General features: G+C 41.4%; 22 protein-coding genes. 4 read left to right on the top strand and 18 right to left on the bottom strand.

Annotated features, from left to right (window positions below):
• Window positions 1-40: 40 nt before the first annotated feature.
• Together U2P91_RS04610 and U2P91_RS04615 are read left to right on the top strand one after the other, a co-directional pair.
• Window positions 41-253, top strand: a complete 213-nt coding sequence (locus U2P91_RS04610) for a hypothetical protein (RefSeq protein ID WP_111888313.1) — start codon at window positions 41-43, stop codon at window positions 251-253.
• 289 nt (window positions 254-542) lie between these two features.
• Window positions 543-1,781: a glycosyltransferase family 2 protein gene (locus U2P91_RS04615; RefSeq protein WP_204355392.1), complete on the top strand. Its 1,239-nt coding sequence runs from the start codon at window positions 543-545 to the stop codon at window positions 1,779-1,781.
• A 42-nt stretch (window positions 1,782-1,823) separates the two neighbouring features.
• Here U2P91_RS04615 and U2P91_RS04620 read toward each other — a convergent pair whose 3' ends face one another.
• The 6 genes from U2P91_RS04620 to U2P91_RS04645 form a co-directional block, all read right to left on the bottom strand.
• Entirely contained in the window at window positions 1,824-2,963 is a 1,140-nt protein-coding gene (locus U2P91_RS04620; protein ID WP_322519148.1) for a hypothetical protein, read from the bottom strand.
• A gap of 148 nt (window positions 2,964-3,111) precedes the next feature.
• A complete protein-coding gene (locus tag U2P91_RS04625) occupies window positions 3,112-3,840 on the bottom strand; it encodes an amino acid ABC transporter ATP-binding protein (protein WP_111888315.1) in 729 nt (242 codons plus the stop codon).
• Window positions 3,821-4,486: an amino acid ABC transporter permease gene (locus tag U2P91_RS04630; protein ID WP_111888316.1), complete on the bottom strand. Its 666-nt coding sequence runs from the start codon at window positions 4,484-4,486 to the stop codon at window positions 3,821-3,823. The genes U2P91_RS04625 and U2P91_RS04630 overlap by 20 nt, the downstream gene beginning before the upstream one ends.
• 162 nt (window positions 4,487-4,648) lie before the next feature.
• Window positions 4,649-5,419 carry a transporter substrate-binding domain-containing protein gene (locus U2P91_RS04635; RefSeq protein ID WP_111888317.1) on the bottom strand — a complete coding sequence of 257 codons (771 nt, stop codon included), beginning with the start codon at window positions 5,417-5,419 and terminating at the stop codon, window positions 4,649-4,651.
• Between the two features lie 255 nt (window positions 5,420-5,674).
• On the bottom strand, window positions 5,675-7,240 hold the full coding sequence (locus U2P91_RS04640; protein WP_322519149.1) for a hypothetical protein: 1,566 nt from the start codon (window positions 7,238-7,240) through the stop codon (window positions 5,675-5,677).
• A gap of 4 nt (window positions 7,241-7,244) precedes the next feature.
• Window positions 7,245-7,814, bottom strand: a complete 570-nt coding sequence (locus tag U2P91_RS04645; RefSeq protein ID WP_111888319.1) for a hypothetical protein — start codon at window positions 7,812-7,814, stop codon at window positions 7,245-7,247.
• A gap of 485 nt (window positions 7,815-8,299) precedes the next feature.
• On the opposite strand from U2P91_RS04645, the gene U2P91_RS04650 reads away from it, so the two are divergent.
• Together U2P91_RS04650 and U2P91_RS04655 are read left to right on the top strand one after the other, a co-directional pair.
• Window positions 8,300-9,310 (top strand): LCP family protein, encoded by a 1,011-nt coding sequence (locus tag U2P91_RS04650; protein WP_242988480.1) that lies wholly within the window; start codon window positions 8,300-8,302, stop codon window positions 9,308-9,310.
• 113 nt (window positions 9,311-9,423) lie between these two features.
• Window positions 9,424-11,337, top strand: a complete 1,914-nt coding sequence (locus tag U2P91_RS04655; RefSeq protein ID WP_322519150.1) for an LTA synthase family protein — start codon at window positions 9,424-9,426, stop codon at window positions 11,335-11,337.
• A gap of 234 nt (window positions 11,338-11,571) precedes the next feature.
• Here the strand turns inward: U2P91_RS04655 and U2P91_RS04660 are convergent, their stop codons facing one another.
• The 12 genes from U2P91_RS04660 to U2P91_RS04715 form a co-directional block, all read right to left on the bottom strand.
• Entirely contained in the window at window positions 11,572-12,228 is a 657-nt protein-coding gene (locus U2P91_RS04660; RefSeq protein WP_322519151.1) for a hypothetical protein, read from the bottom strand.
• Window positions 12,180-12,935: a DUF6056 family protein gene (locus tag U2P91_RS04665; RefSeq protein ID WP_322519152.1), complete on the bottom strand. Its 756-nt coding sequence runs from the start codon at window positions 12,933-12,935 to the stop codon at window positions 12,180-12,182. The genes U2P91_RS04660 and U2P91_RS04665 overlap by 49 nt, the downstream gene beginning before the upstream one ends.
• A gap of 18 nt (window positions 12,936-12,953) precedes the next feature.
• Window positions 12,954-14,330 carry a DUF6056 family protein gene (locus tag U2P91_RS04670; RefSeq protein ID WP_322519153.1) on the bottom strand — a complete coding sequence of 459 codons (1,377 nt, stop codon included), beginning with the start codon at window positions 14,328-14,330 and terminating at the stop codon, window positions 12,954-12,956.
• 80 nt (window positions 14,331-14,410) lie between these two features.
• Window positions 14,411-14,761 (bottom strand): EamA family transporter, encoded by a 351-nt coding sequence (locus U2P91_RS04675; protein ID WP_111888324.1) that lies wholly within the window; start codon window positions 14,759-14,761, stop codon window positions 14,411-14,413.
• Window positions 14,754-15,119: a transporter gene (locus U2P91_RS04680; RefSeq protein WP_111888325.1), complete on the bottom strand. Its 366-nt coding sequence runs from the start codon at window positions 15,117-15,119 to the stop codon at window positions 14,754-14,756. Before U2P91_RS04680 ends, U2P91_RS04675 begins: the two co-directional genes overlap by 8 nt.
• A 27-nt stretch (window positions 15,120-15,146) precedes the next feature.
• Window positions 15,147-16,856, bottom strand: coding sequence for a hypothetical protein (locus tag U2P91_RS04685; RefSeq protein ID WP_322519154.1), 1,710 nt, complete (start codon window positions 16,854-16,856; stop codon window positions 15,147-15,149).
• Between the two features lie 13 nt (window positions 16,857-16,869).
• Entirely contained in the window at window positions 16,870-17,823 is a 954-nt protein-coding gene (locus U2P91_RS04690) for a glycosyltransferase family 2 protein (RefSeq protein WP_111888327.1), read from the bottom strand.
• A gap of 11 nt (window positions 17,824-17,834) precedes the next feature.
• Window positions 17,835-20,000, bottom strand: a complete 2,166-nt coding sequence (locus U2P91_RS04695) for a hypothetical protein (RefSeq protein WP_322519155.1) — start codon at window positions 19,998-20,000, stop codon at window positions 17,835-17,837.
• Between the two features lie 85 nt (window positions 20,001-20,085).
• Entirely contained in the window at window positions 20,086-21,606 is a 1,521-nt protein-coding gene (locus tag U2P91_RS04700; protein ID WP_322519156.1) for a DUF2142 domain-containing protein, read from the bottom strand.
• Window positions 21,607-21,622: 16 nt separating this feature from the next.
• Window positions 21,623-23,023 (bottom strand): undecaprenyl-phosphate glucose phosphotransferase, encoded by a 1,401-nt coding sequence (locus U2P91_RS04705; protein ID WP_322519157.1) that lies wholly within the window; start codon window positions 23,021-23,023, stop codon window positions 21,623-21,625.
• 22 nt (window positions 23,024-23,045) lie between these two features.
• A complete protein-coding gene (locus U2P91_RS04710) occupies window positions 23,046-23,912 on the bottom strand; it encodes a glycosyltransferase family 2 protein (protein WP_322519158.1) in 867 nt (288 codons plus the stop codon).
• 80 nt (window positions 23,913-23,992) lie between these two features.
• Window positions 23,993-24,976 (bottom strand): glycosyltransferase family 2 protein, encoded by a 984-nt coding sequence (locus U2P91_RS04715; RefSeq protein ID WP_322519159.1) that lies wholly within the window; start codon window positions 24,974-24,976, stop codon window positions 23,993-23,995.
• Window positions 24,977-25,005: the final 29 nt, after the last annotated feature.

The following is a 25,005-nucleotide window of genomic DNA, read 5'->3' on the forward strand; positions in this document are numbered from 1 at the left end:
TATCAATAATGCAATAAGTAAGATAAAGGAGGATGCGACAATGTTAACAGATGAATTAGATTTAATGAAAGAAAATCAAGTATCCGATATTCCCGAAAAGAAACCATTTTATTATTCTAAATGGTGGCTAGTTGTCTGGAGTCTTTTTATTTGGCCAATCGGACTCATCATGCTCTGGGGCTATTTTGCCAATATGCATAAAACTGAAATGCCGCGTACCCGCCTGATTAAAGATAATTTAGAGGATCTGTAGCGCTATCAAATTAATACAAACCTTTGAATAACCTTAAAATATCGATGCTTTCGGCATGTGGAAACACCACCTATCCTTGATAAATACTCTGGTTCGTGTTAAAATAAAACAACTTAAGTGCGATGAAGATAAACTCACACAACCACCTGGAATACAATTCCTGGTGGTTGTGTCATGAATAAAATGCATTTATACTATATCAGGTGGTTATTTAATCCGAACAACACAACCTCTTGCTGGTTTTCACAACGATCGATATAACTTAACACAAAGGAGAAATTAAATAGAGATGGTTTCACAAATTTTTACTCTGTTATTTATTTTAGGTATCCCGTTTTTTATTTATGGTATCTACTATTTAGGTATTGGCCTATTTGGTTATACCAAACACAATAAGTACACCCTTTCCCCACCCAAAAATCGCATTGCTGTGGTGGTTGCCGCACGAAACGAGGCGGCGGTAATTGGCAATCTCATTGAAAGCCTTCATCAGCAGGATTATCCAAAAGAACTGCTGGATATCTATGTCATTCCTAATAATTGCACCGACAATACCAAAGAAGTGGCGCTTTCTCACGGTGCCAAGATCATGACCTGTACTGCTGAGGTTAAGTCAAAAGGCGCTGCCCTTTCTCAATTCTTTGATTATATTTTTAAAGAAAATGATGTCTACGATGCCTTTTGCATTTTTGATGCCGATAATCTGGTCGATAAGCATTTTATCACCTCAATGAACAATGTTCTGGAATCAGGTGAAAAAATTGCTCAGGGTTACCGGGATAGCAAAAATCCGAGTGATTCCTGGATTTCTGGTTGTCAATCAGTGTTTTACTGGACCCTGAATCGTTTTATGAACCTGGCCCGCCATAAATTAGGCTGGTCCGCCACCTTAAATGGAACCGGATTTATGATGCATGCCGATGTCATCAAAAAAGAAGGTTTTAAAACGTTCAGTCTAACCGAAGATATCGAATTTACCACCCAGTGCATTATCAAGGGTTACCGGGTCGCCTGGGTTCCCGAGGCGGTTACCTACGATGAGCATCCGATTACCTTTGATCAATCCTGGTCTCAGCGTAAACGCTGGTCCACCGGCACCATTCAGTGCTTTAACCAGTATTCGCAACAACTCATTGACGCGGTGGTCAAGGATAAAAATCGTTGTGCTATGGATATGCTGATGTTTTTGGTTGCTCCCTTTATGCAAGTATTAACCTGTATTTATACCATTTGTTCCTTTATCATTTTAGGAATGCTGTTTATTACGACCAGTGTCTGGTCCAACGCTTTGACCTTTGCCATTCTCTTTTCGATTGGCGGCGTCATCTTCAGCGTGATTTTTACTGCCATGGTATTATGGCTGGAAGGCAAAAAAATTCGTCAGATCAACAACATTTCGGTTTTTTCTTTCTGGTTTTACCTGGCCTCCTGGATTCCCATTAATGTATTGTGTTTTATTAAACCGATTGAAATATGGGAACCGATTGAGCATACTAAAAGCATTAAGATCTCACAATTAGTTGAATAAGCAAAAAGGATGATCCGCGGATCATCCTTTTTTTAGACTGGATTATATTTTTATTTCTTCTTTTGTTTCCCCAACTTCTGTTAATACGGCCTTTGCCTGTTCGTCACTCGGCACTTTCATCGCTTGATCGATTTCTTTCGCTAAAACCGATTCGTCCAACTCGGTTTGTCTTTCTTTTTTAAACCGTTGCTCTTGATTCGCTGTCATAAGCAGCAGTATAAAAGTTCCCACCAAACCCAGCAGAATAACCCAATAGCCGACTTCCAACCGGAGGGTAAAAAACATGATCATAAAATTTGCCTGGCCACTGAGATAATTGGCGATAAAGGCACCCACATCTCCCAGTGTTCCAGTTAAGATGGCCCGCAGTACCTCAACAATACCACTGTTTACCTGACTTGCCAAACTGGCAAGCTGCTCACTAATTTTATTATTGGCAACCGCAGTACCAATCCCAACTGCCATAAATAGAGTTGCTAACAATCCGGAAATAAAAACAGACAGCTTGATACCGGCCCGTTTATATAGAATAAGTGCGGTTAAAGCCAGGATAACAAGAAATAAGAACAGAACGAAACCATTGGCAGTCGCTTTATAGCCATCGATGGTTGCCATCACTGCGTTAACCCGATCCATGGACTGTCGGGCCTGAATGCTCACTTCATTGACTCGACCCGCCAGACCTCTCAGGCTTTGAACAATGTTCCATACATCAGTGAGCATCCCGTTAATGCTTTCACCATGATTAAAGCGGGTTGCCATGATTTCCTGCACCTTGGGATCGACCAGGTAATCCAGTGCCGGACTCGATAAGGCTTCATTCACACTGCTGAGGTAACCCTGATCCGGCAGTGGATTTCTTAGCATCTCCAGTACCGGCACATCCAGTATTTTAAGATTACCAAGCGGCACCCCATATATCTCAAAGCGATCAATGGGTTCCTGCTTTACAAACTCACTCAGCGAAAAATTGATCAAGTCATACTCCGGACTGATCACCGTCACTGTATTGTTCATAAATCCTGACACCGATAGATTCGCTTTTGCGCTCATAAATGGCATAAAAAAACCAGCCAGAGCAAGCAGGGCAGACAGCAGGGCGGCAGTTCTCAACTTATTTTTTTGCACCCTTATTTTTATCCAATCAGACCACTTTATAAACAGTTCTTTAATCATTATCACTTTCTTAGTCCCCTTTCAAGCATTCTATAGGCAATTATACCCTAAAAGTAAAATCAATACCATAAGTCAAAAAACCATCTCACATGAGATGATTTTTTGTTATCGATTTTTAACGTTATGATATCCAGGCTTGATAAATCAATTGCAATTATAAGACCTTATTTAGAAAATTGATGGTTCTCTGATTTTTGGGATTGCCGAAAATTTCACTTGGCGGACCTTCTTCGACGATAAAACCTTCATCAATAAAGATTACCCGATCGGCAACCTCTCGCGCAAATCCCATTTCATGGGTCACCACAATCATGGTCATGCCATCTTTGGCCAGCTGCTTCATTACATTTAAGACCTCACCCACCATTTCAGGATCTAAGGCCGAGGTCGGTTCGTCAAAAAGCATGACATCCGGATTCATGGCCAGGGCCCGGGCAATAGCCACCCGCTGCTGCTGACCACCGGACAACTGTTCCGGATAAACATTCGCTTTTTCGGCCAGATCAACCCGTCTTAGCAGCTTCATTGCGGTTTCTTCGGCTTCTTCTTTTGTTTTTAACTTAAGTGATACCGGAGCAAACGAAATATTTTTTAAGACGGTCATATGCGGGAAGAGATTAAATTGCTGAAAAACCATACCAATATCTTGTCTGTATTTGTTGATATTGCCATCCGCCTTGGTAATATCATTGCCATCCACCTCAACGGTACCACTGGTGGCTTCTTCTAGGGCATTGATACAGCGCAAAAGTGTGCTTTTCCCCGAACCGGAGGCTCCAATAATACAGATTACTTCCTGTTCTTTCACTTCCAGGTTAATGTCCTTCAGGACTTCTAAGTCACCAAAACTCTTTTTCAGGTTCTTAATTATTACTTTTCCCATAAGACATTTTCCTTTCAATTCGTTTTGAAATCTTTGATAAAATCATAATAATGACAAAATACATCACCGCAACAATAAACCACACCTCAAAGGAGCGAAAATTATTGGCAATGATCAGCCGCCCGGTTTGAGTTAATTCGGTCACACTGATTACTGATAGAAGTGAGGTATCCTTTAAGGTAATAATGCACTGATTAATCAGTGCCGGGGTCATGGTGCGAATCGCCTGGGGTAAGATAACGCTCCGCATTGCCATTCCGTAAGGTAAGCCCAAACTCCGGGCGGCCTCCATCTGACCTTTGCCAATCGACTCAATCCCACCACGGACAATCTCGGCCAGATAACCACCAGCATTCAGACTTAAGGTAATAACCCCGGAAATAACCGGATCTGATTGAATCCCCAGAACCTGCGGAATACCAAAGTAGATAAAAAATGCCTGAACCAATAAGGGTGTCCCCCGGACAACATCCACATAAACCAGAGCAATTGCTCTTAATGTTTTTCTTTTTGATACCGACAAGAGACCAAAAACCATCCCTAAAATACCGGCACAAATAAGTGAAATGATTGTAATTTGAACCGTTAAACCCAAACCTGCAATCAGGCGGGGCCAATACTGTACGACTAATTCGAGTATATTCACGTCAACCTCCTTCTATGGTTCCAGTTGTCCAATAGTCTTTACTCTCGCGCAAGGGATCACGCAAGTAAACACTTTTAGATAACTTAGAGAAATCATCTGTCAGTGGTATAATCCACTGACAGATGATTCCAAAATTAATAACGTGTTATTTTTTCTAACAGATTATTTTTTGATATAGGTATCCAGGATTTCCTGGTACTTGCCATTGGCTTTTACATTTGCCAAACCAGTATTAAACATCTCAAGCAACTCAGCATTTTCTCCGGCTTTAACAGCAAATCCGTAAGAACTACCTTTTTCCATTTCAGTTACCATTTTAAGTGGCACACCGCTGGCGATAGCATCACCAACGACGGGATAGTCTTCAAATAAGGCCGCTGAATTTCCCGCTTTCACATCTTCGTACATATTAGCCGAATCTGGGAAAGAAGATGTTGTAAAACCATACTGATCTTTAATCGATTCAGCAAAGGTTGACCCTTCAGTTCCTGTTTTGACCGCTACGTTTAGTCCTTTTAAATCTGCGTACGCCTTAATTGTATCGTTTGAAGATGATACGGCCATCACGACACCAGAATCAAAGTATGGATCAGAAAAATCGAAGGTTTTTTTTCGTTCATCAGTAATACTCATTCCAGCGATCATCGCATCTGATTGACCGGTTGATACTTCTCCTAACGCTGCATCAAAGCCGACAGCCTTCAATTCATAAGCGAAACCCTGATCTTCAGCAATGGCGGCTAAGAGATCAATATCAATCCCAACCCGTTCACCTTTTTCATTTTCATACTCAAATGGTTTGAAAGTTGTATCTGTAGCAACGACATATTTCTTTGCGTCACCACTGGTTGTTGTTCCGCCGGAACAAGCAGCCAATGATAAAACCATCGCTACGACCATAACCAAAACACCGAGCTTTGTAATTTTTTTCATTTCTTTTCCTCCTAATAATAATAAGTTTTGATGCATCTTTAGCCAATACACCCACTTTTATACAATGAGCAGTATATCATTTCTGCTTAAAATTCGCAATAAAAAAAACCATCGTTTATGATAAAAGGATGGTTCGTTTTTCGCCAATAATTGGCACGCTCCGTACCTATTAAATTACCCGATGTGCGCCAAACCCGTACAGGCTCGACGCATCTATCCGGTCGTGCATTTTAACTGATACTGGCTAATCTTTATCTAGTCTTCCTGATTCTCGGTCAGATATTTCCGGATTGATTCATAATCACCTTCTGCCACGATGAACTCGGAGTCGAGATTTTCGAGTACCACTTCTTCCGGCAAGATTTCTATTTCTTTATCGACCATGTTTCGATTTTTTGCTTCGACTAATAATAAATCCTTTTGATCCAAGGCGATCTTGCGCTGATTGAGTCCCGCTTCAATCACATCTAAATCATTAATTCGTTTATTAATCAGTTTTGAAAGACGGATCAGATCATCCAAAACCTCATCCACAACATACTGTTTGTCGATAATCATTTTTAATTTTTCACGAATCAGATTCCCGGCGGCGACAATTTTCTCATCTCCGGCAATCGGTTCATAGTTTTCAACTTCCTTCTGAAACTCCCCGATGGCACTTTGTAAGTATTGGGTCTCCTGCATGGACTTTTCAATTTCATGAAACAGATAACCCAGACGTCGCTCAATGGAAAGAAAACCGTCTTCATTGTCACCTCTATCGCTCGCTTCCATTCTGGATGTTTTTAAAGCCTCCATTTTTTGAAGACTGGGTTTTGTCTCCTTAAATGTTGGCAAGTCCGCAAAATGATCTTGACTCCCGGGTTGGGGGACCGGGTTAGGTATCTCCATTTCTGGTATCTGTGCGGGCATTTTTCCTGGCAATTGTGTTGACTGCTTATTGAGCGGTGCTTCTGATCCAATCCCAGTGCCATTTTTCGGTCTGGATTCCATTGCCGGCAATTCCACTGGCCTTTTTTCCGGCCTTGCTTTTAAACCCAAATCTTCCGGCCCGGATTCATTTCGGACTTCAGTTTGATTTAACGGCATTCTATTCTCTTTTTTTAGATTTTCTTTGACTTCATTAAGAAAATCACTGGTTTGATAGCGTTTTTCTTCTTCTATGATTCGCGGTTCACTAACTTTGGGGGCTTCCATATAGCGTTGCTGACCCTTTTTTTCATTTTCCAGCAAACTGGTAAAGATGCTGTCATACTCCGACTCCGCTTCTTCATCCCGGGATAACCATGTTTTTTTCTCGCTTCGCCCCTTTTTTTCGGGCTTCTTTTCGGTTTTCAACGGTTCGGACTCACTTCTTAGTCCATTTTTAGGAACTTTTTTGTTTTTTTTCCTGGCGGTCCGATCTTCGACCAGGGTATTCTCATCATTTGTGTCACTGCCATCTTTACCAATCAGGACCCACCATAGAAAATGGCATAACGTGATTATCAGAAAGTCTGCAATAATTAAGCCGATAAAAAATTTAAGCGGTACCTCGGGGATCAGAAAGAAACACATCGCAAAGATAATGCCATTCCCCACGATTGAGATCGCTCCACCGATAAAAGGAATATTTTTGCCGAGCATATTTCTGTTTAAATCGTATAAGGCTATAACAATTACTTTTATGCCGACAAAAAAACCCATCAGAATAATATAGGCATTTGCATTAGGAAGAGTCTGAATTACCTGATACCCTAATAAAAAAGCATATCCCGAGATGGCTAAGCCAACAATATCAAAGAATAACAAACCCCAACATTTACCAATACTTAGTTTCATCAAATCACTCCTTGTTGTCATTTTTTAGGGAGGTTCTGCGGTTTTCTTGCGAACTTCCTCCATCAATTGAAATCTGCCCAAAGGTTGATGTCAATGCGTCCAAGCCTTCTGAATCCCGGTATAGGGCTTCAATTTCCTGAAGTTTTTGATACTCACGATTCAATGTCGCTTCTTTTCGATTCACTTCTTCGTGACGTTTTTTTAAAATGGCCAGAGCCGTGCCCAATGAATCCAACATGTCCTGCACCATCTTTTCGCGTTTTTCGATATTGATGAGCTGGTTATTTAATTCCTCAGCCTTGTAATGAGGCATCTCGCCCTCACTGCCTAGAAAACGGGTTTCTTCTTCCTTAAGGTCTTTAAAGACACGATCAATATTCCCCTGATCATGGATTGGCGACTTATCCCCGGGCAGACTTTTCTCGGGCTGTGTTGGTCCATTTTGCACGGTTCTGAGGATCAACGATTTTAACTCTTCATCTTTTTTCAAAATCAACTTTTCTAAATTCTCAATGCGTGATTCAACATATTCAAAGTACTCATTTTTTTCATTGAGTTCCTGTTCATTTGCCATAATAACCCCACTCCTATATTCGCTATCATTCTTTGCCTACTATTATAACAAAGTTTTCCTAAAATGTATAACAAGATTTATATCCACCGCACTTTTTCTATTCATATTTTTTTTACAAATATTTACAAATATGATATAATACTCCCCTAGAAGTCTAAAACATAGAATATTTCGGACTCATTTCCAAATTGAAGACGTGAATAAGTCTATCCTAAGTCGCGTTTCTGCTTTAGATTTGCATGTGAATATGTGCAGATCCAATGATTTCCAAATGAGGTATAAATTTGAATAATGAAAAAAGAAGTGTCATCAAAAATAAACGAAATCCATCCTCAAAAAAAACATCAACACGAAATTCAAAACAAGATACCCGCCCACGGAGAACCGTTAAAGCGGAATATAAATCGACTTCTCAAAAAGAAAAAACAAAACCCGTAATCCTGCCCTCGTCTTTACCCAAGAAACGAAAAAAATCCAGAGGCTTTATGAAAAAATTCATCCGGGCGATCTTGTTGATTATTATTTTTCTAATGGCCTCCGGCTTTGCTGTCAATGCTTTTTTCTTAGGGAATGTCACCAGTAATTTAAGCGGAAATTTAAGCCGCTATGGCATTAGTGATGAAGCTGCCAGCTTTGCAAAGCAACATAAAATTGTTAATGTTGCTGTTTTTGGCGTCGACGGCCGAGATGATGTTGAGGGTGAACGGACCGACACCATCATGATTGCCACTGCCGATTATGAGCACAGTAAGGTTAAAGTCGCCTCATTGATGCGTGACACCTATGTTTATATCAATCCCAAATACGACTATGACAAGTTAAATGCGGCCTACGCATATGGTGGCCCAAGCCTGGCGCTGCAAACCATCAATCAGAATTTTGATACCACCATCACCGATTACATCACCATCGACTTTAACGCCATGGTTTCGATGGTCAATGCTGTGGGCGGTGTCACCATCGATATAGAAACCGAAGAAGAATTAGACTGGGTTAACGAATACCTGATGGATGTCAATGAAAAAGTCGAGACCGGTTCCCCGTTTTTGGAAGAGACCGGTCCTCAGCTTGTTGACGGTTCCCAGGCCCTGTCCTACTGCCGGGTACGCTATGTTGGCGACGGTGACTTTGACCGAACCTTACGGCAGCGAGTTGTTTTTGAACAGGTCTTGTCAAAGGCTTTGAACCTTGATCTTAAAGAACAATATAACCTGGTCATGACCACCTTGCCTTATGTTAAAACCTCTTTGGGCACCCTGGAAATAATCAAGTATGGGGCAAATCTGGCGCTTATGCCGTCAAAAGATATTGAGCAAAGTCGCTTCCCTGCCGACGAACTGATTTCACTTGATATGCTGGACGGGGTTTCCTATGTTGTTCCCGATACGCTGGTCGAAAACATTGAAGCCTTATATCAATTTATTTATGAAACAGCCTATACCCCCTCGAAAACGGCCACTACTATCAGTGATGAGATTAAAGATACTTTGGAATAAAACGAATCCAACACCTGAGCAAATACTTTACTTGATATCGATCATGACCACTAATTTTTTCTTGAAATCAGTGGTCATGACTTATTTAAAGACCAATTAAGGAACGATAACTGATGAATAGATTAAAAAAAACGCTCCTGCCGATAAAACAATTTTTCCCTGACCCTACCCTTCCGACGCAATTAAGCCGCACGCATTTTTTTTCATGGTTTTTTCTTTTTCCGCTGTTCATTGCTTTTTTTGTTGAACTGATTCAGCGCGACAATTTCTTAGGTTTCTTTGCGTGGCAAAACGACTATGGACTAACCAGCTTTTACTTAAGCTATCTGATTGTGTTATTAACCTTTGCACTTATATATGCACTAACATCTCGCCTGGGTACAACGTCCCTGCTGATTGTCATTTTTTATATGGGTCTGGGATTGATCAATTTCTTTAAATTCAATCTCCGGGGTGAACCCTTTTTACCCTGGGATGTTTTCTTAAAAAACGAGGCCCTTAATGTGCTTTCAGATATTGAAGTCAACTTGCCGACAACTTTTGTGGGTCTGCTGATTTTATTACTGCTCCTTAGTCTGATGCCATTTCTTGTAAAAGAACCACGCTTCTCTATTAAATCCCGAATAATTCTCTTTGCTTCCTGTGGGATTCTTCTGGGGTTCTGTTTTTCTCAGGTTATTTTTAATCAGGACACCCTGACTTCCCTTGGCATTGAAGATCTGCGCTGGAACCAGACCATTAATTACGATCACAATGGCTTTTTAATCGCTTTTATGAACAACATGAAATATATAATGATCGATAAACCCGAAGACTACAATGCCGAGACCATCGAAGCGCTTCTTTCCGAGTTTGACTTTCAAGCAAATACCCTGGTTGACTCAAATGCCCTTCAAACGCCGAATATTATTTTCATTATGAGCGAATCTTTTTTTGACCCAACCCAGCTCCCCAATGTCAGTTTTTCAGCAGATCCCCTACCCACCGTCAATCAGATCCGTCAGGAAGGTGTCAGTGGCAATTTGCTGGTTTCAGAATTTGGCGGCGGTACGGCCAATACCGAGTTTGAAGTGCTCACCGGGCATAAAACCAGCTTTCTTCCCTCTGGTTCGATGGCGTACCAGCAGTATATCAAGGAAGAAACCGCCGCACTGCCGGCTTATTTGAAAAATGATGGTTATACCACCATGGCTGTCCATTCCTATGAAAAATGGTTCTGGAACCGCAACGATGTCTATCCGCTAATCGGTTTTGACAGCTTCGATGCTGACATTGATTTTCCTGATTCAGAGTACCGCGGAAATTACATTTCGGATCAGGTCGCCGTTGAAAAAGTTGTTGCCAATTTTGAAAATCATCGCGCCCAGTCCTCAGACCCGGCCTTTTGTTTTCTCGTGACGATGCAAAACCACGGTGGCTATGATAATAAAAACTTCCCCGCTTTTGATGTTACTGTCGATGCACCGGATCTTTCATCGCAAAATCAGCTGATCCTGCAAAATTATGTCCAGGGGGTTTATGATGCCGACGCCGCATTAGGCCAGTTGATTGACTACTTTAAAAGCAACCAGGAACCCACCATTATTGTGATGTTTGGTGATCACCTGCCAACCCTGGGCGAAGATTACGAAATCTATCGCCAGCTGGGTTTTGCTTCTGAAGGTCCGCTGACTGATGCCGATTATAATAATCTTTACACCACCCCTTTTGTGATCTGGAACAATTATGACCTTAGTCCAAATAACTGGGGCACCCTCGATGCCAACTTGCTGGGGGCTGCGGTTCTGGAAGACGCACAGATGAATCTGCCGCTTTACTGGAAGATTTTACTGGAGCAGCGAGAAAATCGGGCCAATCAGAACAAGTTTGCTCTGTTCACCGCCGATATAATCGATACCGACAGAGTCATTGCCGAAACGAATGCCTTCAATGCCAAACATTGGCTGCTTGAATACGACCTGCTTTTCGGAAATGACTACAGTAACGCTTTTGACCATGACATTCTACAGACCGCTATCGATCAATAAAAAAGTGACTGACCGCGATTCCCAGATCGGGGTCATTTGTCCGGGAAACCTTTATTACGCCGCAACGAATCGATACGGTAACCGGGAATTCAAAAGCCTCCCATTTTGCTGATCACGAAAAGAACCCGGTTCTCAATTTGAAAACCGGGTTCTTTGACAGTCTGCCGCTTTAAATACTTTAAAGCGTATTGAAAAAGCCACCCGCTACCTGATGGCCTGGAGTGGCTTTTTTATTTAAATTAATTTTAAAAGTGATTCCAGATAGCCCAATACCCCCATAAAACCAAGTAGCTTAAAGAGCATGTTTTGTTTGTTACTCGTCATTAAGGGATTGAATTCTCGGTACATCAAGACTCCAAAGATGACCATGGCAATATACTGAAACAAAAAAGTTCGGGCACCAGACGCATACACCGTTGGCGAAAACCCCATTACTACCCGGGACATAATGGATGCCCCGATTGCCAGAATGGCAACGCCAAAGGTCTTCTCATCCTTAAACAAAATAACTGTCATTGCAATCAATGATAACACAAATATAAACATAAACACGAGGCCCAGATAGTGATAAAAGTTCAGCTGCCCTCCGATAATTCCGGATAAGGTAACCCAATCATGGATCGATTTTCCCGTTATTACCGAAAACAGGAAGCCGAATTTTGGACTTAAAACAAGAATTCGAGCCCAATTGATCATCAAGCAGATAACAAATGGGATGATCCCAATGATTCTGGGCAGCCAGGCTTTGTATTTTTGCCAGGAAAAAAGTCCAGCCATGGCCATTACCGTCAGCATAATAAAATTCTGATCGATGGTGAACATATGAGAGGTTGCCGAGACTGTTAACTTCTGAACGAATCCGAAGGTTGCATATTCTGGAAAATTGGCCACAATTTCTGATACTTCCCGGGCACCATTTCCCGGACATAGAAGAATAAAGAAAAGATTGCCGACCAGAATCGCTGCCATGAGAATGACAAAAATGAAATTTTTTTTGCGATAACCAAATACAAACAAAAAATAAGATAAACTGACACGAGTATGGCCGCAACCAGTTCCATATTCATTCCAAATATGGCGGCCAGAAAATACAGCGGGTACTCATACCAATTGATGATTTCTCCCACACAAATTTTCTTAATCGGGTAAATAGCCACCAGCGCAAACGTCAACGGCCATAAATAATGAATGTTAGTCACGACCCAGCCAGCCGTTGTCATCATTGAAACAAAGGGAACGCAGATCAAAAGAAAAATAAGCGCCCAATTGGTTTTAAGTCTGTTTTTATCGACAAATATTCTCGAAATCATAACCGCGAGCAGACCATAAACGAGGATATTTACAACCGAAAAAAGCCAGAATGAATTTCCGGCAAAAAACGCCGCAACCGGCATGATCACAATCCGTGAACTCCACGTATAGTAAGCGTCATGGATAAAAGCCAAAACAGGCTGATGATAAAAAACGGTTCCATAGGTAATATCATCTCCAGAGGGTCTGACAAAAAAATGAAAGCTCATCACAAGCAAGCCAAAAAATAATATCGGGAAAAAATCCCAATTCACGATTTTCTTAATCTTTAATCTAAATATTTCCAAAATCACACACCTTCGTCCTTAAGGTAATAATACAATATTGGGAACCCCAAAATAATCCGCTAGTGCCCGATTGACCCAATGATTGGGATCAAGCTGCACATCCTTCAATCCGTACATACCATTGTGACTGGACAAGGGTAAAATCCTCGGCACCTGAATGCTGGATTCATTTTTATGCTCCTCTATAATCCCAACCCGGGCAATATACTGTTTGTTGACCGTAATTGCATCAACACCTACATAACCCCAGGACATAATATAAAACAGCAGGATCGCACAACCGGGAATGATTACAAATTTTCTGACCCTTTTTTCGGTTAGCTTAAACTGAGCCAGCGCGTAAACCACGGCAATTATTAAAAACGCCGCCAACCCAAACATCGCCCGAGGCGGAAATTTAGGTGGTGCCAGCATAACAACCATGGCTGCTGCGGCTGCCACTGTAAAGATCCCAAAAATCACCCCTGCTTTTTTATTTTTTTCATTTTTTAATAACACAAAAGCGATAGCTGCCAGAATCACCAATGGCATCAGAGCATACAGATTGTAAGCAAAATAAGCGAGCCGGGTAATAATCGGATTTGCTCCCACCATCATGGTTACCTCCGCAACGGCCGACTCATTCTCTACCCGCAGGTTGTTTCCCGGGGCAAAGATCATGCATAAAAAACCACAGATGGAGAAAAATAAACCGGTGTAGGCGAATGTCGGAATCTTAATTTTGCGTTTATAATAAACCCCACAAAATAGCATCATAATCAAAATCATCGCCCCGGCCGTATTTTCATTGGTAATACCACTGATAAAAAATAGCGGAACCATCAGCAGCCCAAACCAGATGCTATTAAGCAGTTTGCCCTGTTTTTCTTCATATAAACGAAAGGGCACAATGGCCAATAAAATAAGGGTTCCGCACCATAAATAATTACAGGAGCCGGTTAACCACATCACGGTCTGGCCATACATCGGTATGAAAAACCAGATCAGAACTGTTGTTAACAACAATAATTCAAAGCGGACGCTTCGGCCAACGGCCAGAAAATAAACCGCCAGGCAAAAAACAACATAGCAAAGGCTATTGGCAAGATTAAAAGCATCTTTTCCCAAAAACATAAACAGCTGGGTCAACGTTTCTGCTACAACCCGGCCACCCCAACTTGTGTAGTAAGAAATCTGTGAATTAATGATATCACCAAAATTCATGACTGGCGTTGATGTCCCAAAGATAAAGGTGTACACAAAATCATCCGCTATCAGCGGCGTTTTGACATTTAAAAAAAACATGTATAAAAAAGTTACGACCAGAATTGCCAAAAAAAGAATCCGATTCGTTTTTTGGGACTCCAGTAAATTCTGAATCACTTTATACTTTTTAACAAAACGATCCTTCTCCATCTTTTTCTCACCCTACTTTCTCTAAAACAGACTGTTACCATACCCTCTAAACGTTGTACTTATCGCAAAAAGTTCTTATCTTAAACAAATGCATAAATTAGGATTCCACCAACAATCAGGATATTACCAATAATTTTCCGTCGGCTTAACTTCTCTTTTAAAATGAGCATCCCCAAGATCCCGACATAGATATAACCGGTAGACTCTAGAACCGGTCCTAATGTTAACGGTACCCCGCGATACGCAAAGGTGGTTAATAAGGCCGATCCAAAAAAGAAAAAATATGCCCCAATAACATAGGGATTTAAATATTCTCTAATCCGGGTTTCATAATGAATCATGGCACTTTTTTTCAGGATTACCTGAGATAAAGAGGCCACCAACACCGAAAACAGATACAGCACATAATACATCCACGGGTTATTACTCATCACTCACCACCAAATAGATTCCTGAAACAATGATTATTGATCCTAACAGCATTCCTAAGCGCAGCGGTTCTCCAAAAATGAGATAACCCCATACAATCCCCCACAAAATCGTAATCGCCTTGTTGGCAAAAGCAACTGTTAAAGGAAATCGCTTTAAGATCTGTTGCCAGAGCAGTGCATAGACAAAAAGGACCATCAAAAACAAGCCATAAAAGAAAATAAACCCAAGTGAAAGAAAATCTTCCTGGCTGGCCAGCTTTGAGAAAACCGATCCGATTGAATAAAGCAACAGACTTGCATGCAGGAAAAAATAATTTCTTAATTTAATCGTTTCGCCACGATTTTTTTTATCATTCATTGATTAACTCCACTATAAAAACCACACTCAATGTTGGCTCTTTTCTTTTTTTGTTTCTAATCGCAGCTCTGAAATTTTGTATAGCGAAATAACATTAAAAGCCGCAATCAGTGGGTAGGCACCTGCCAGATACCAGTAGGAAATCGCCACATAGGCCGAAATTTCTGTATAGGCAACCCCAACCATGAGCACAAAGGCACTCAATAACAGCCCCGTCAGAACCAACCAGAAATCGAGCAGATTATATTGATCCTGCCATTTCTTGTTAAATAACAAAAATGTTATCATCGCATAGGCAAGTCCCGCCAGCAGAAAGACAAGCACTCCCACAAGCTGATAAAAACTCTGGATAACATTCAGGCTATCAATCCGTAGCTGATCGTTCCATTTTGTCGCTTCGCCCGGATACTGGGCTAAATTATTGGTCACCCGTTCAAACAGGCGCAGGCCATTTCGGCCGTCATCAATGCTCTCCAGCACACTTGTTTCAAGTTTCTCATAACCCGCTACATAATGAAGGGTAACCAGAAAAGCCTTCGGTAATTCCTCCCAATACTCATCTCGCCAGGGCGACATAAGGGCTGAGGGCATCGTTTTTCTTCGCTCTAATTGACCGGTTTCAAACGCCTCTTCCAACTCTTTATTGACCTGCTTGTAAAAGTTATTCGCTGTTTGCGCATCACGATAATAGCCACTATTAGCCACTGCTTCACGAATACTCCAGAAAAACCAACCGTCTTCAACTTCTCTAACGGCGACATCCTGATCATACCAGGACCAGCGGTCCATACTTGCATCAATTTCATCACTGATCCCATTAAGAGATGGCACCGCATCATAAATTTTTTCCATCGAGCTGCGCGGTACTGAAACATTGTGAACCGCTTCTGTCGCTTCCACCGAATAGATCAGCTTAATGGTCTTGGTATAATCGCTGTCGTTTAATTCATTGGTGGTATAGATCCCATAATAGGCATAATTAATTGACGCGATTAAAACGGTTGATAAAATCAGCATCATAACTGGCAGACCGACAATCGCACCTTTAATCAGCTTCTCCTTTAAGCGGAGTTCCTTACTAAAATAAAACGTCGCCCAGCAAATCAAAATGACTGTCAGCACCAGGGGGATAATCCAGATACCATCTTCCCGGGAATGCCACAGCGATGCTACCCCAAAACCACTCAATACCGCCCAGAAGGTCAGCTTACCATTTTTCTCAAAACGATTGAGGTAAACCGCGATCAGACTGCCGCTAATAATCAAAACCTGACCAGCAATGAGACTGTTCCGATACACCCGGGTAAAGGTCTCATTGGCAAAAGAAATCGGGTTTAGCATTAAGACCGCAAAGATAAAATAAAGCGGCCATTCGTTTTTAAACAGTTTTTTAGTACCAACAATAAAAATCACACAGGCAAGCGTGTAAAAACCAGGAATCGCAATACTGTAAGGAATTCCAAACAATGCATTGACCGCCAGAAACAGCGGAAAGAACACCCCTTTTACCAGGGTCAATTCATGATACTCGCCTAGCCATTGCCCATTTAAAAGGGTTTCCGCCATTTTTACCATCATGCCATCATCGTGATCGGCACCGGGATGGGCAAAGATTGGCAAACCAGTCAGTAACACATGTTTTAAGATGATGATTGCTGCTATAAAAAAAATCAAACGATGTTTCTGGATAAAGCGAATCCCCCGCTCTAACTTCGATTTCGATAATAATTCAGCCATTTTCTCCTCATTTCTATGATTTATCGTCATTCTTCTGCCATAGTTCGTTGAGCAGATTCAAGTTTCTTTCAAAATTATGACGGTGTTGCTTTTTGAGCACTTCCAGAATTACCCCACAAAAATAACTGATAATGGCAATAATTCCCAGTGAGGTAATGACAATCAGAGTCGGGTATCTGGCCACTGTGCCAGTTTCTAAATAATTAAGTAGTATCGGTACAAAGAATGCTCCGCCAACCACCAGTAAAAATAACGAAATGATTGAGAAAAACGCATAGGGTTTCGTGTCTCTAAAAAGGGTTCCAATTGTTTTTAGCACCTTGTAGCCATCGGAATAGGTGTTAAGCTTGGATTCACTGCCTTCTGGGCGATCCCGATACTCAATTGGCACTTCGACAATCTTAAAATTATTATCCAATGCAAAGATGGTCATCTCGGTTTCAATTTCAAATCCTTTAGAAGTCACCGGGAAGGACTTAACAAATTCTTTTGTAAACCCCCGGGACCCCGTCATAATGTCTTTTACACTGGCTTTAAACAAAATATTAATCAGTTTTCGCACCAGGACATTACCAATATTATGAAAAGGCCGCTTATTTTCAGTAAAATACGTCGATGAAAGCCGATCACCAATGGCCATATCCGCTTGCTTACTGTATATTTGCTTTTCCAGCTCCAATGCAAATTCAGCCGGATAGGTGTCGTCACCGTCGGTCATAATATAACAGTCTGCATCGATCTCCCGAAACATCGATCGAACCACATTTCCTTTGCCCTGACGATACTCATACCGCACTGTTGCTCCGGCTTTTCTGGCGATCTCATCGGTGCCATCTGAAGAATTGTTATCATAAACGTAAATCTTTGCATGAGGCATCACTGCCTGATAATCCCTGATCACATTTTCGATCGTTTTCGATTCGTTATAACAGGGAATGAGTATTGCTGTTTTTTTAGTCTCTTCCATTTTTTCACCTCTTAATTTATTGCATATTTTAGTTGATAGATTGTAAACCCATTGGCGTTTTTCAGCGGAATAAAGCTTACGTCTTCATTTGAAAAACCACTCAGATCCCTTTGTGAAAGAACATAACCCACTTCCAGTTTTTCTAAATCCCTGGTATTTAGTCGAATGGTTATCAAATCAGCTGAATCCAGGATAAAACGCGTTTCTTCATCACGATTTGATAAATTAATCGTAATGTGGGCGTAGCGGTTATAAACTTCTTCTTCTGACCGATCTGGATCTAAAAGCCGCCAGCGGTCTAAATTAGGGTATACATTTGTTGAATTAATCGTCGCTGCCCCGGCCATAATCGGGAGATTGTTTAAAGGATATCCCGCTCCCGCTTCTGAATCAACAATCCATAAGGCGTCTGAGGTCTCGGCTGTTTCTTTAATCATTTCGATCAGTGGTTGATCGAGAATGACATCTAATCCATTAACAATAGGATTTATAAACATCCCGGAGACAAAAACAATCAGGATGGTTATCCCCAACATGATTTCCTGCATTTTTATTTTTCGCCAGCTGAGAATCAGATAAAATACAAATGTGAGGATAAGCAAAACCAGAACAAACATTTTGACATCCAGATAGCCTTGGTATGCAATCATTGATCCCACAGATATAACGAGTGCTGTAACAATTGCCACGCCTCCTTTAACCCATTTTGGAAACTCTGTTTCTATCAGGGTTAACGCGCGTATCAACAGTAATAAATTTAAAAACCCAATCGCCAGAAAAACCCGTGACGGCTGAGCATGGCTTAACAGACTGATAGAAGCCAACCAATGCGGCCAGGAAACCAGACAAAATGCACTCAGAATAAAAAAGCTAATCGAAAAAAGAATCAGATAAGGATCCCGCTTCTTTTCAATCACCAGCACCCACAGCGCCAGGATAATGCCGGCGGGGAAAAAATCAAAAAAGGTGGCCAATTCGCAGGTATTGGCATAAGACAACTCCCGGGACGTTACAAAAAACAAATTTCCCGGGTAAAGAAAATAACGGTATAATTGTCCGCCACCGGTTTCAAAGCGCGCTCCGGGGTATACGGTATCCATAACTAAGAGAATTGTATCATAGGACATGACTAAAATATAACCCATTGCACAAACAAAAGCTAGAGTCAAACCCGCTATAATTGCCAGATCTTTCCAATTAAGCGCAATGTTTTCTCGATTCTCATAGACGATCCCAATTAATAAAGCCAGAAATACGTAGGCCAATGGAATCTGCCAGGCTGGATAAAAGGTCAGCACATATCCACCGGCACAGATTAAAAATATCAGAGCATATAGAAACCGCAGGCCGTAGCGGCGGGTTTTAAAATAGCGATCCACCATTATCATTGCCAATTGCCCCAAAATAAGCATCTCTACCAGGCCATTAACCGCAAACCACCACTGCACAATTGGCGCCCAGGTCACAAGTAGTCCATAGATTACTGCTAGACGTTTGTTTTCTTTGCCAAGCATCATTGCCAATTCAAATGATACGAAAAACAGTCCCAGAATCCGCCCGATCCAAAAAAAAGAAAGGCCCTTGGCTGGTGAAAGGAGTAGATATCCCCAGTGAAAAGGTCTGAATATTTCAACGATATTCAAAACCGGTTGTCCATAAATAATAAAGGCATCGGTCCATGCGCCCCGGATCGTCTCACTAAAATACGGAAAAGGCGCTGCCCCATTAAAATACTGGGAAATCATCATTGGCGTATTAACCGCCCATTCATCGCTGCGGATGCTTCTACTGATGCCAATTAATGTTTCAAAGTGCTTTGATCCCTGAAAGTAATTCTCCCAATAATAAACCGAGGAGCCATGTATTTCAAATAGCACACAACCAAACAAAAACAGCGCTCCCAATCGATACCGATACTGATAGAGATACCGAAAAATTGTTTCTTTGCCAAAACGATTAAACAGACCGGTTCCCAATACCGCCAATAAAAAAAGAATGATTAGACGTTTTAATCGTATCAACACGAAATAACTATGATAAAAGTCTGACTTAAACAAATCATTTGGCGAAATGACGGCTTCAATGATTAAGAAGTAACTCTCCACCAGCAGTGGTGCACCGATAATGATTAAAACACTCCAGGCTATTTTTTTGTATCGATTATAAAACTCTATCATTAATTAACCACCCTAACACATCGATCACCGCATAACGACCTGCATCGTTCTCGCATCCTTCGAATTTTTCACTTGTTTTGCACTCTTAATAATACTGTTTTAATGTCAATGTGAACGACATAATTAAGAAATAGACCGGTACCAGGGTCACAATATTACCGTATTGCTTGATCTGCAATGGTTCCAACTGTTTAAACGATGGGCCAATATTTAGCATCAGCGGAATCAGCGGCAGAAAACCGATGAAGTAACGCCCCTGCACACCATTGACCACACTTGAACCAACTGGCGTCCAGGTTAAATACATCGACAATGTTATCGCCACATAAATTCCTGCCGCAACCAGCAAGGCACCGATTCGCGTTGCGGGGCTTTGCCTTAATTCACGTGGATAAAAAACTGCGACCGAGCCATAAAAAAACAGGTACAGCAACCCCAGTCCATTAGACCCATACGACAGCCAGCCAAAATTAAACAGCATCAGATAATTGATGAGTCCCTCTAAAAGATTTTGTCCCATCATTTGCATATTTACGATGGGATCCCCGATCAGAAACTGGATCTGTTTGATCATGTTCACTCCTTCGGGAACAAAGGGATGGGGAATCGCTGTATAAAACTTCATCCAGGCCAGCGAAAAACCTGCCGCCAGGATGATTCCCAGAAAAACACATTGATAGGCGGCTTTGTCAAACTTTCGCAAGGGAATAAATGCCGGCAATAATACCAGCAAAACAAAAGGAAATTTCGTCACTGTAATCAGCATGCATAAACCGGTGTAGCCAACTATTTCAAGTACTTTTATCTGATGGTCTTGTTTACTTAATAATTTGAAATAAAAGGCCAGGGTTACAAATATGATCCCGATGCCAAAGGCATCCTGATTATATGAGGCGGCAATGTAAATTCCCATCGGAATGGTTCCCGCAATAAAAAAGAGCTGCTTAAACAGGGGCGTTATCTTAATTGCCAGCGCAATCATAATTGCATAGAACAGTAGATTCGTGATTCTGCCCAGATAATAAGACCATAGCACACTTAAATTGATTAATCGTCCGAAGCCAATTCCCAACGCCTGGGGCAGATAGGAGACAAAGGCGTATGCATTGGTTGCTTTTAATCCGTTACTTTCAATCATCAAAATACCACTGTCAGAAACATTTAGATCATTCTTAAACAGGGTCTTTTGGGATTGGCTATAGATCCGCTTGTAGTCTTCGCTGATTAGTAATTGTGAGTCTTCCTGACTGACAAAAAACTTTCCCCGAGCCAAATACATGGCTCGGGCCAGATGAGCCGTTTCATCAGGGGTATCCAGAATTGGTGTAACCAGACAAAAAAGCATCCCAAAACACACAATGATCAAAAACGCATTGCGGTATAAGGCCTTGCCCATAAATACAATCAGAAGCATCGTTATCACCGCAGCCACGGACGAAATTATCAGCGCCTGTTCATTCCACCCATCAAATATAAAGAGTGATCCAAAAAAAACTATTCCGCCCAACACTGCATAGGCCCAACGCGCTCTGATTTGCATGCGTCCAGCCTTTAATAAAGCAAATAAATCAATCTTTTCTCTGATCTGGCCGATTCGTCGATTCATTTTTTTATCACCTTCATTAATACCCACTCTCAAACACCGCTTTAAAGGTCATAAAAAAGACTTTAACATCGAACCACAGGGTCCATTTTTCAATATATTCAATATCACACTCAATTCGTTTATGGATCGAGGTATCGCCCCGCCATCCCTGGACCTGAGCCCAGCCGGTGATTCCTGGCCTAACATGATGCTTAATCATGTATTTGGGGATCTCGTGCTGGAATTGAGTAACATAATGGGGCCGCTCTGGCCGCGGTCCGACAATACTCATATCGCCTTTTAAAACATTGATAAACTGCGGTAACTCATCGATACTGGTTTTTCTAATAAACGCCCCAAATTTTGTTTTGCGGGGATCATCGGCAGTGGTCCATCCCACGTCGCCGGATTTAATGGAGGCGTCACCGCGCATCGAGCGAAATTTATAGATCCAGAATTCTTTTCGTCCCATCCCCACCCGGATCTGTTTATAGATAATCGGCCCCGGTGATGTGATTTTCACCAGGATCGCTGTAATCAGCAAAAGCGGTGAAATCAGTACCAGAATCAGAATCGAAAGAATGATATCAATCAGACGTTTGACCCATTTATTTAAGGGCTGATCCAAGGGAATGTAACGGGTGTTGATTAGCGGGATGCCATCCAGTTCGTCAAAATATGCCTTGGTTCCCTGAATCAAATGAAAGTAATCCGGGATAATCTGGGTTTTTATGCCCTGGTATTCACAGATATCGATCACCTCATCAATCCGTTTATAACTGGTGTTTGGCAACGCAATAATGACCTCATCGACCTGATACTCTTCGAGGATTTTATTCATCTCTTTGCTAGTCCCTAGAATGGGGATTCCATCTTTATCACTTTTATGATAGTAATCATCCACATATCCGGTGACCTTATAACCCAACTGCCGGTCGCCCACAACTTTTGCGGCAAAGGTCTGGCCAATGCTGCCAGCACCAACAATGATAATGTACTTAATGTTAAAGCCCCGTTCTCTGGCCATTCTTAAAATTTTCCTTATCGATCCCCGCTCCAGAATCATTAGTATTGTGGCGGTCAGAAAGAAAACACCCAGCATGATTCGTGAAAAATGAATGCTCTTCATCGTAAATAAAGCGGACATTAAAATTACAATGCCAATACTATTAGCAAATATTATTTCTCGGCACTCTTTAAAAAAGCGCTGTTTACGATAGGGTTGATAGAGACCAAAAAAAACAAAGAGGATTAAATAAAGGGGAATAATAATGCCCAACAACTCAATGTAAGACCTTAGGTTCATGGTTCGCACCCCATCATCAAAAAATGGCGAGACAAACCGAATATACCAGGCAAATAAAAGGGAAGCCGTTATAACACACATATCCAACAATACCAAAATAAAGTTAAAAAAACGCTGATTGCTTTTAATCATCTTATCGCCCCCTTGCTTACCTTTATTTTCTTCGCTTATTTTTAGCCAATGCCATTTTTTTTAGAATTGTCGTGCCACTTGTCACTGCCCAGCGGGTAAGACCATTATATTTATGCTGATAATGTTTATTGTAAAAAATTATCATCGAGTCGTAAAAGGCCGCAATTACCTTGGGGTTTCGTTTGCCAATCCCGCTGGCCTTTTTATGATGAAAAATCCGGACTTCCGGATAATAGATAATTTGATACCCGGCCTGCTTAATCCGATAACACCAGTCGATGTCTTCCCCATACATAAAAAAATCTTCATCCAGCATCCCAACTACATCGATGACAGCCCTTGGAACCAGCATAAAAGCCCCCATGATGCAATCGATCGAGCAGGTTTTATTTTCATCCACATAGGTCAGGTTATAGGCCCCAAAACGCGTGCTCTCGGGAAACGCCATGTCGAGATTAAGGCTATGATAAAGCCCATTCAGGGGCGTGGGAAAACTCCGTTTGCAGGCCGGGTCCAATTTACCCGAGGGCAGTAGTATCTTACACCCCAGTGCCCCAATATGTTTATGATTGCTGATAAATGCTATCGCCCCTTTTAAGGTGTTCAGCTCAACAATGGTATCGGAATTAAGCAAAAGAAGAAACTCGCCCTTTGAGACTTCCATACCGATGTTATTTGCCTTAGAAAAGCCCAAATTTTCGTGGTTTTCTATAACTTTCACTTCCGGAAACCGCATTTTTATCGCTTCAACGCTACCATCTTCTGAGGCGTTATCGACCAGGATGATTTCATAGCTCAATCCTTTGGTGTTACTTTTTATAATTGAATCAATACAATTTGATGTCAACTCTTCTGTTTTATAATTAACAATGATAATTGATAAATCCATTCCGCGCCTTTCTTAAGCCTTTTGTGTCTTTCAAAGGACATTATATTTTACCATATTTTTTACAAATAGGGAAGACTTGCTCACTTCATCCGCTTATTTTCAATCATTCGAAAAGCATTTAAGATCAACTGAGCTTCAATAAAAAAGTAATTCTTAAGATTCCTGACTTGAAAGGGTACTTTCTTTACTTTTTTATAGTTTTTCAGGCCCGCCTTAATCCCAGCCGCATAGTCTTTGCCAAAACCCCTTTTTAAAAAAAGGATGTACTTAAAAAAGAAACCCAGCACTAAAAACGGACTATTTAGCAGCAATTGCACAAGTGGCATATTCTTATAGGCCACATAAACATTATTACGGGCCGAGATTTGCACCTTGAAGGGACTATATTTTTGCCCTTCAGCGGTGGTGGCACTGCCAATATGATAACAGATGGCTTTGGGTTCGTAACGATTTTTATAGCCATTGATCAGACCTCTGTAGCCGATATCCACATCTTCCATATAGGCAAAAAAAATCTCATCAAAAAGACCGATCTCAGAAAAAACTGAGCGGCGGTAAATCCCAGCACCGGCACAGGCACTGAAAATGGGGGTTACTTTATGATAAGAATCGACCGTCTGCCCATCCCCCCGTTTATAACCCCAGCCCAGAATATTATAAAAATCACCCGTATCATCGAGTTTGTCGCGTTCATAATAACGAACCATTTTTGAACTCACCGAAAATATCGCCGGATCATCATCAATATGCAAATATAAATACCGTACAAAATCCGGGTCAACCACCACATCATTATTCAAAAGCAGGCAGTATTTGCCATGGCTGGCCAAAATCCCCTGATTAACAGATCGATCAAAACCTGAATTGACCGGATTTTCCAGGAGGGTTACGTTTTTATAGGTTTTTATCATCTCGACACTGGCATCGGTGGAACAATCATCAACCACGATGATTTCCAACTGGCCGAACTCATAAAAACTTTGAACCATCATACTATCCAGACAATTTGCAATAAATTTTTCGCCATTGTAATTCGGTATAATAACTGAAACGTCACACTTCATAAAACCATCCTTTTTGTTTCCATCAATCG

The sequence above is a fragment of the Acetobacterium sp. K1/6 genome (assembly GCF_034438075.1).
In the GTDB taxonomy this organism is placed as follows: Bacteria; Bacillota; Clostridia; order Eubacteriales; family Eubacteriaceae; genus Acetobacterium; species Acetobacterium carbinolicum.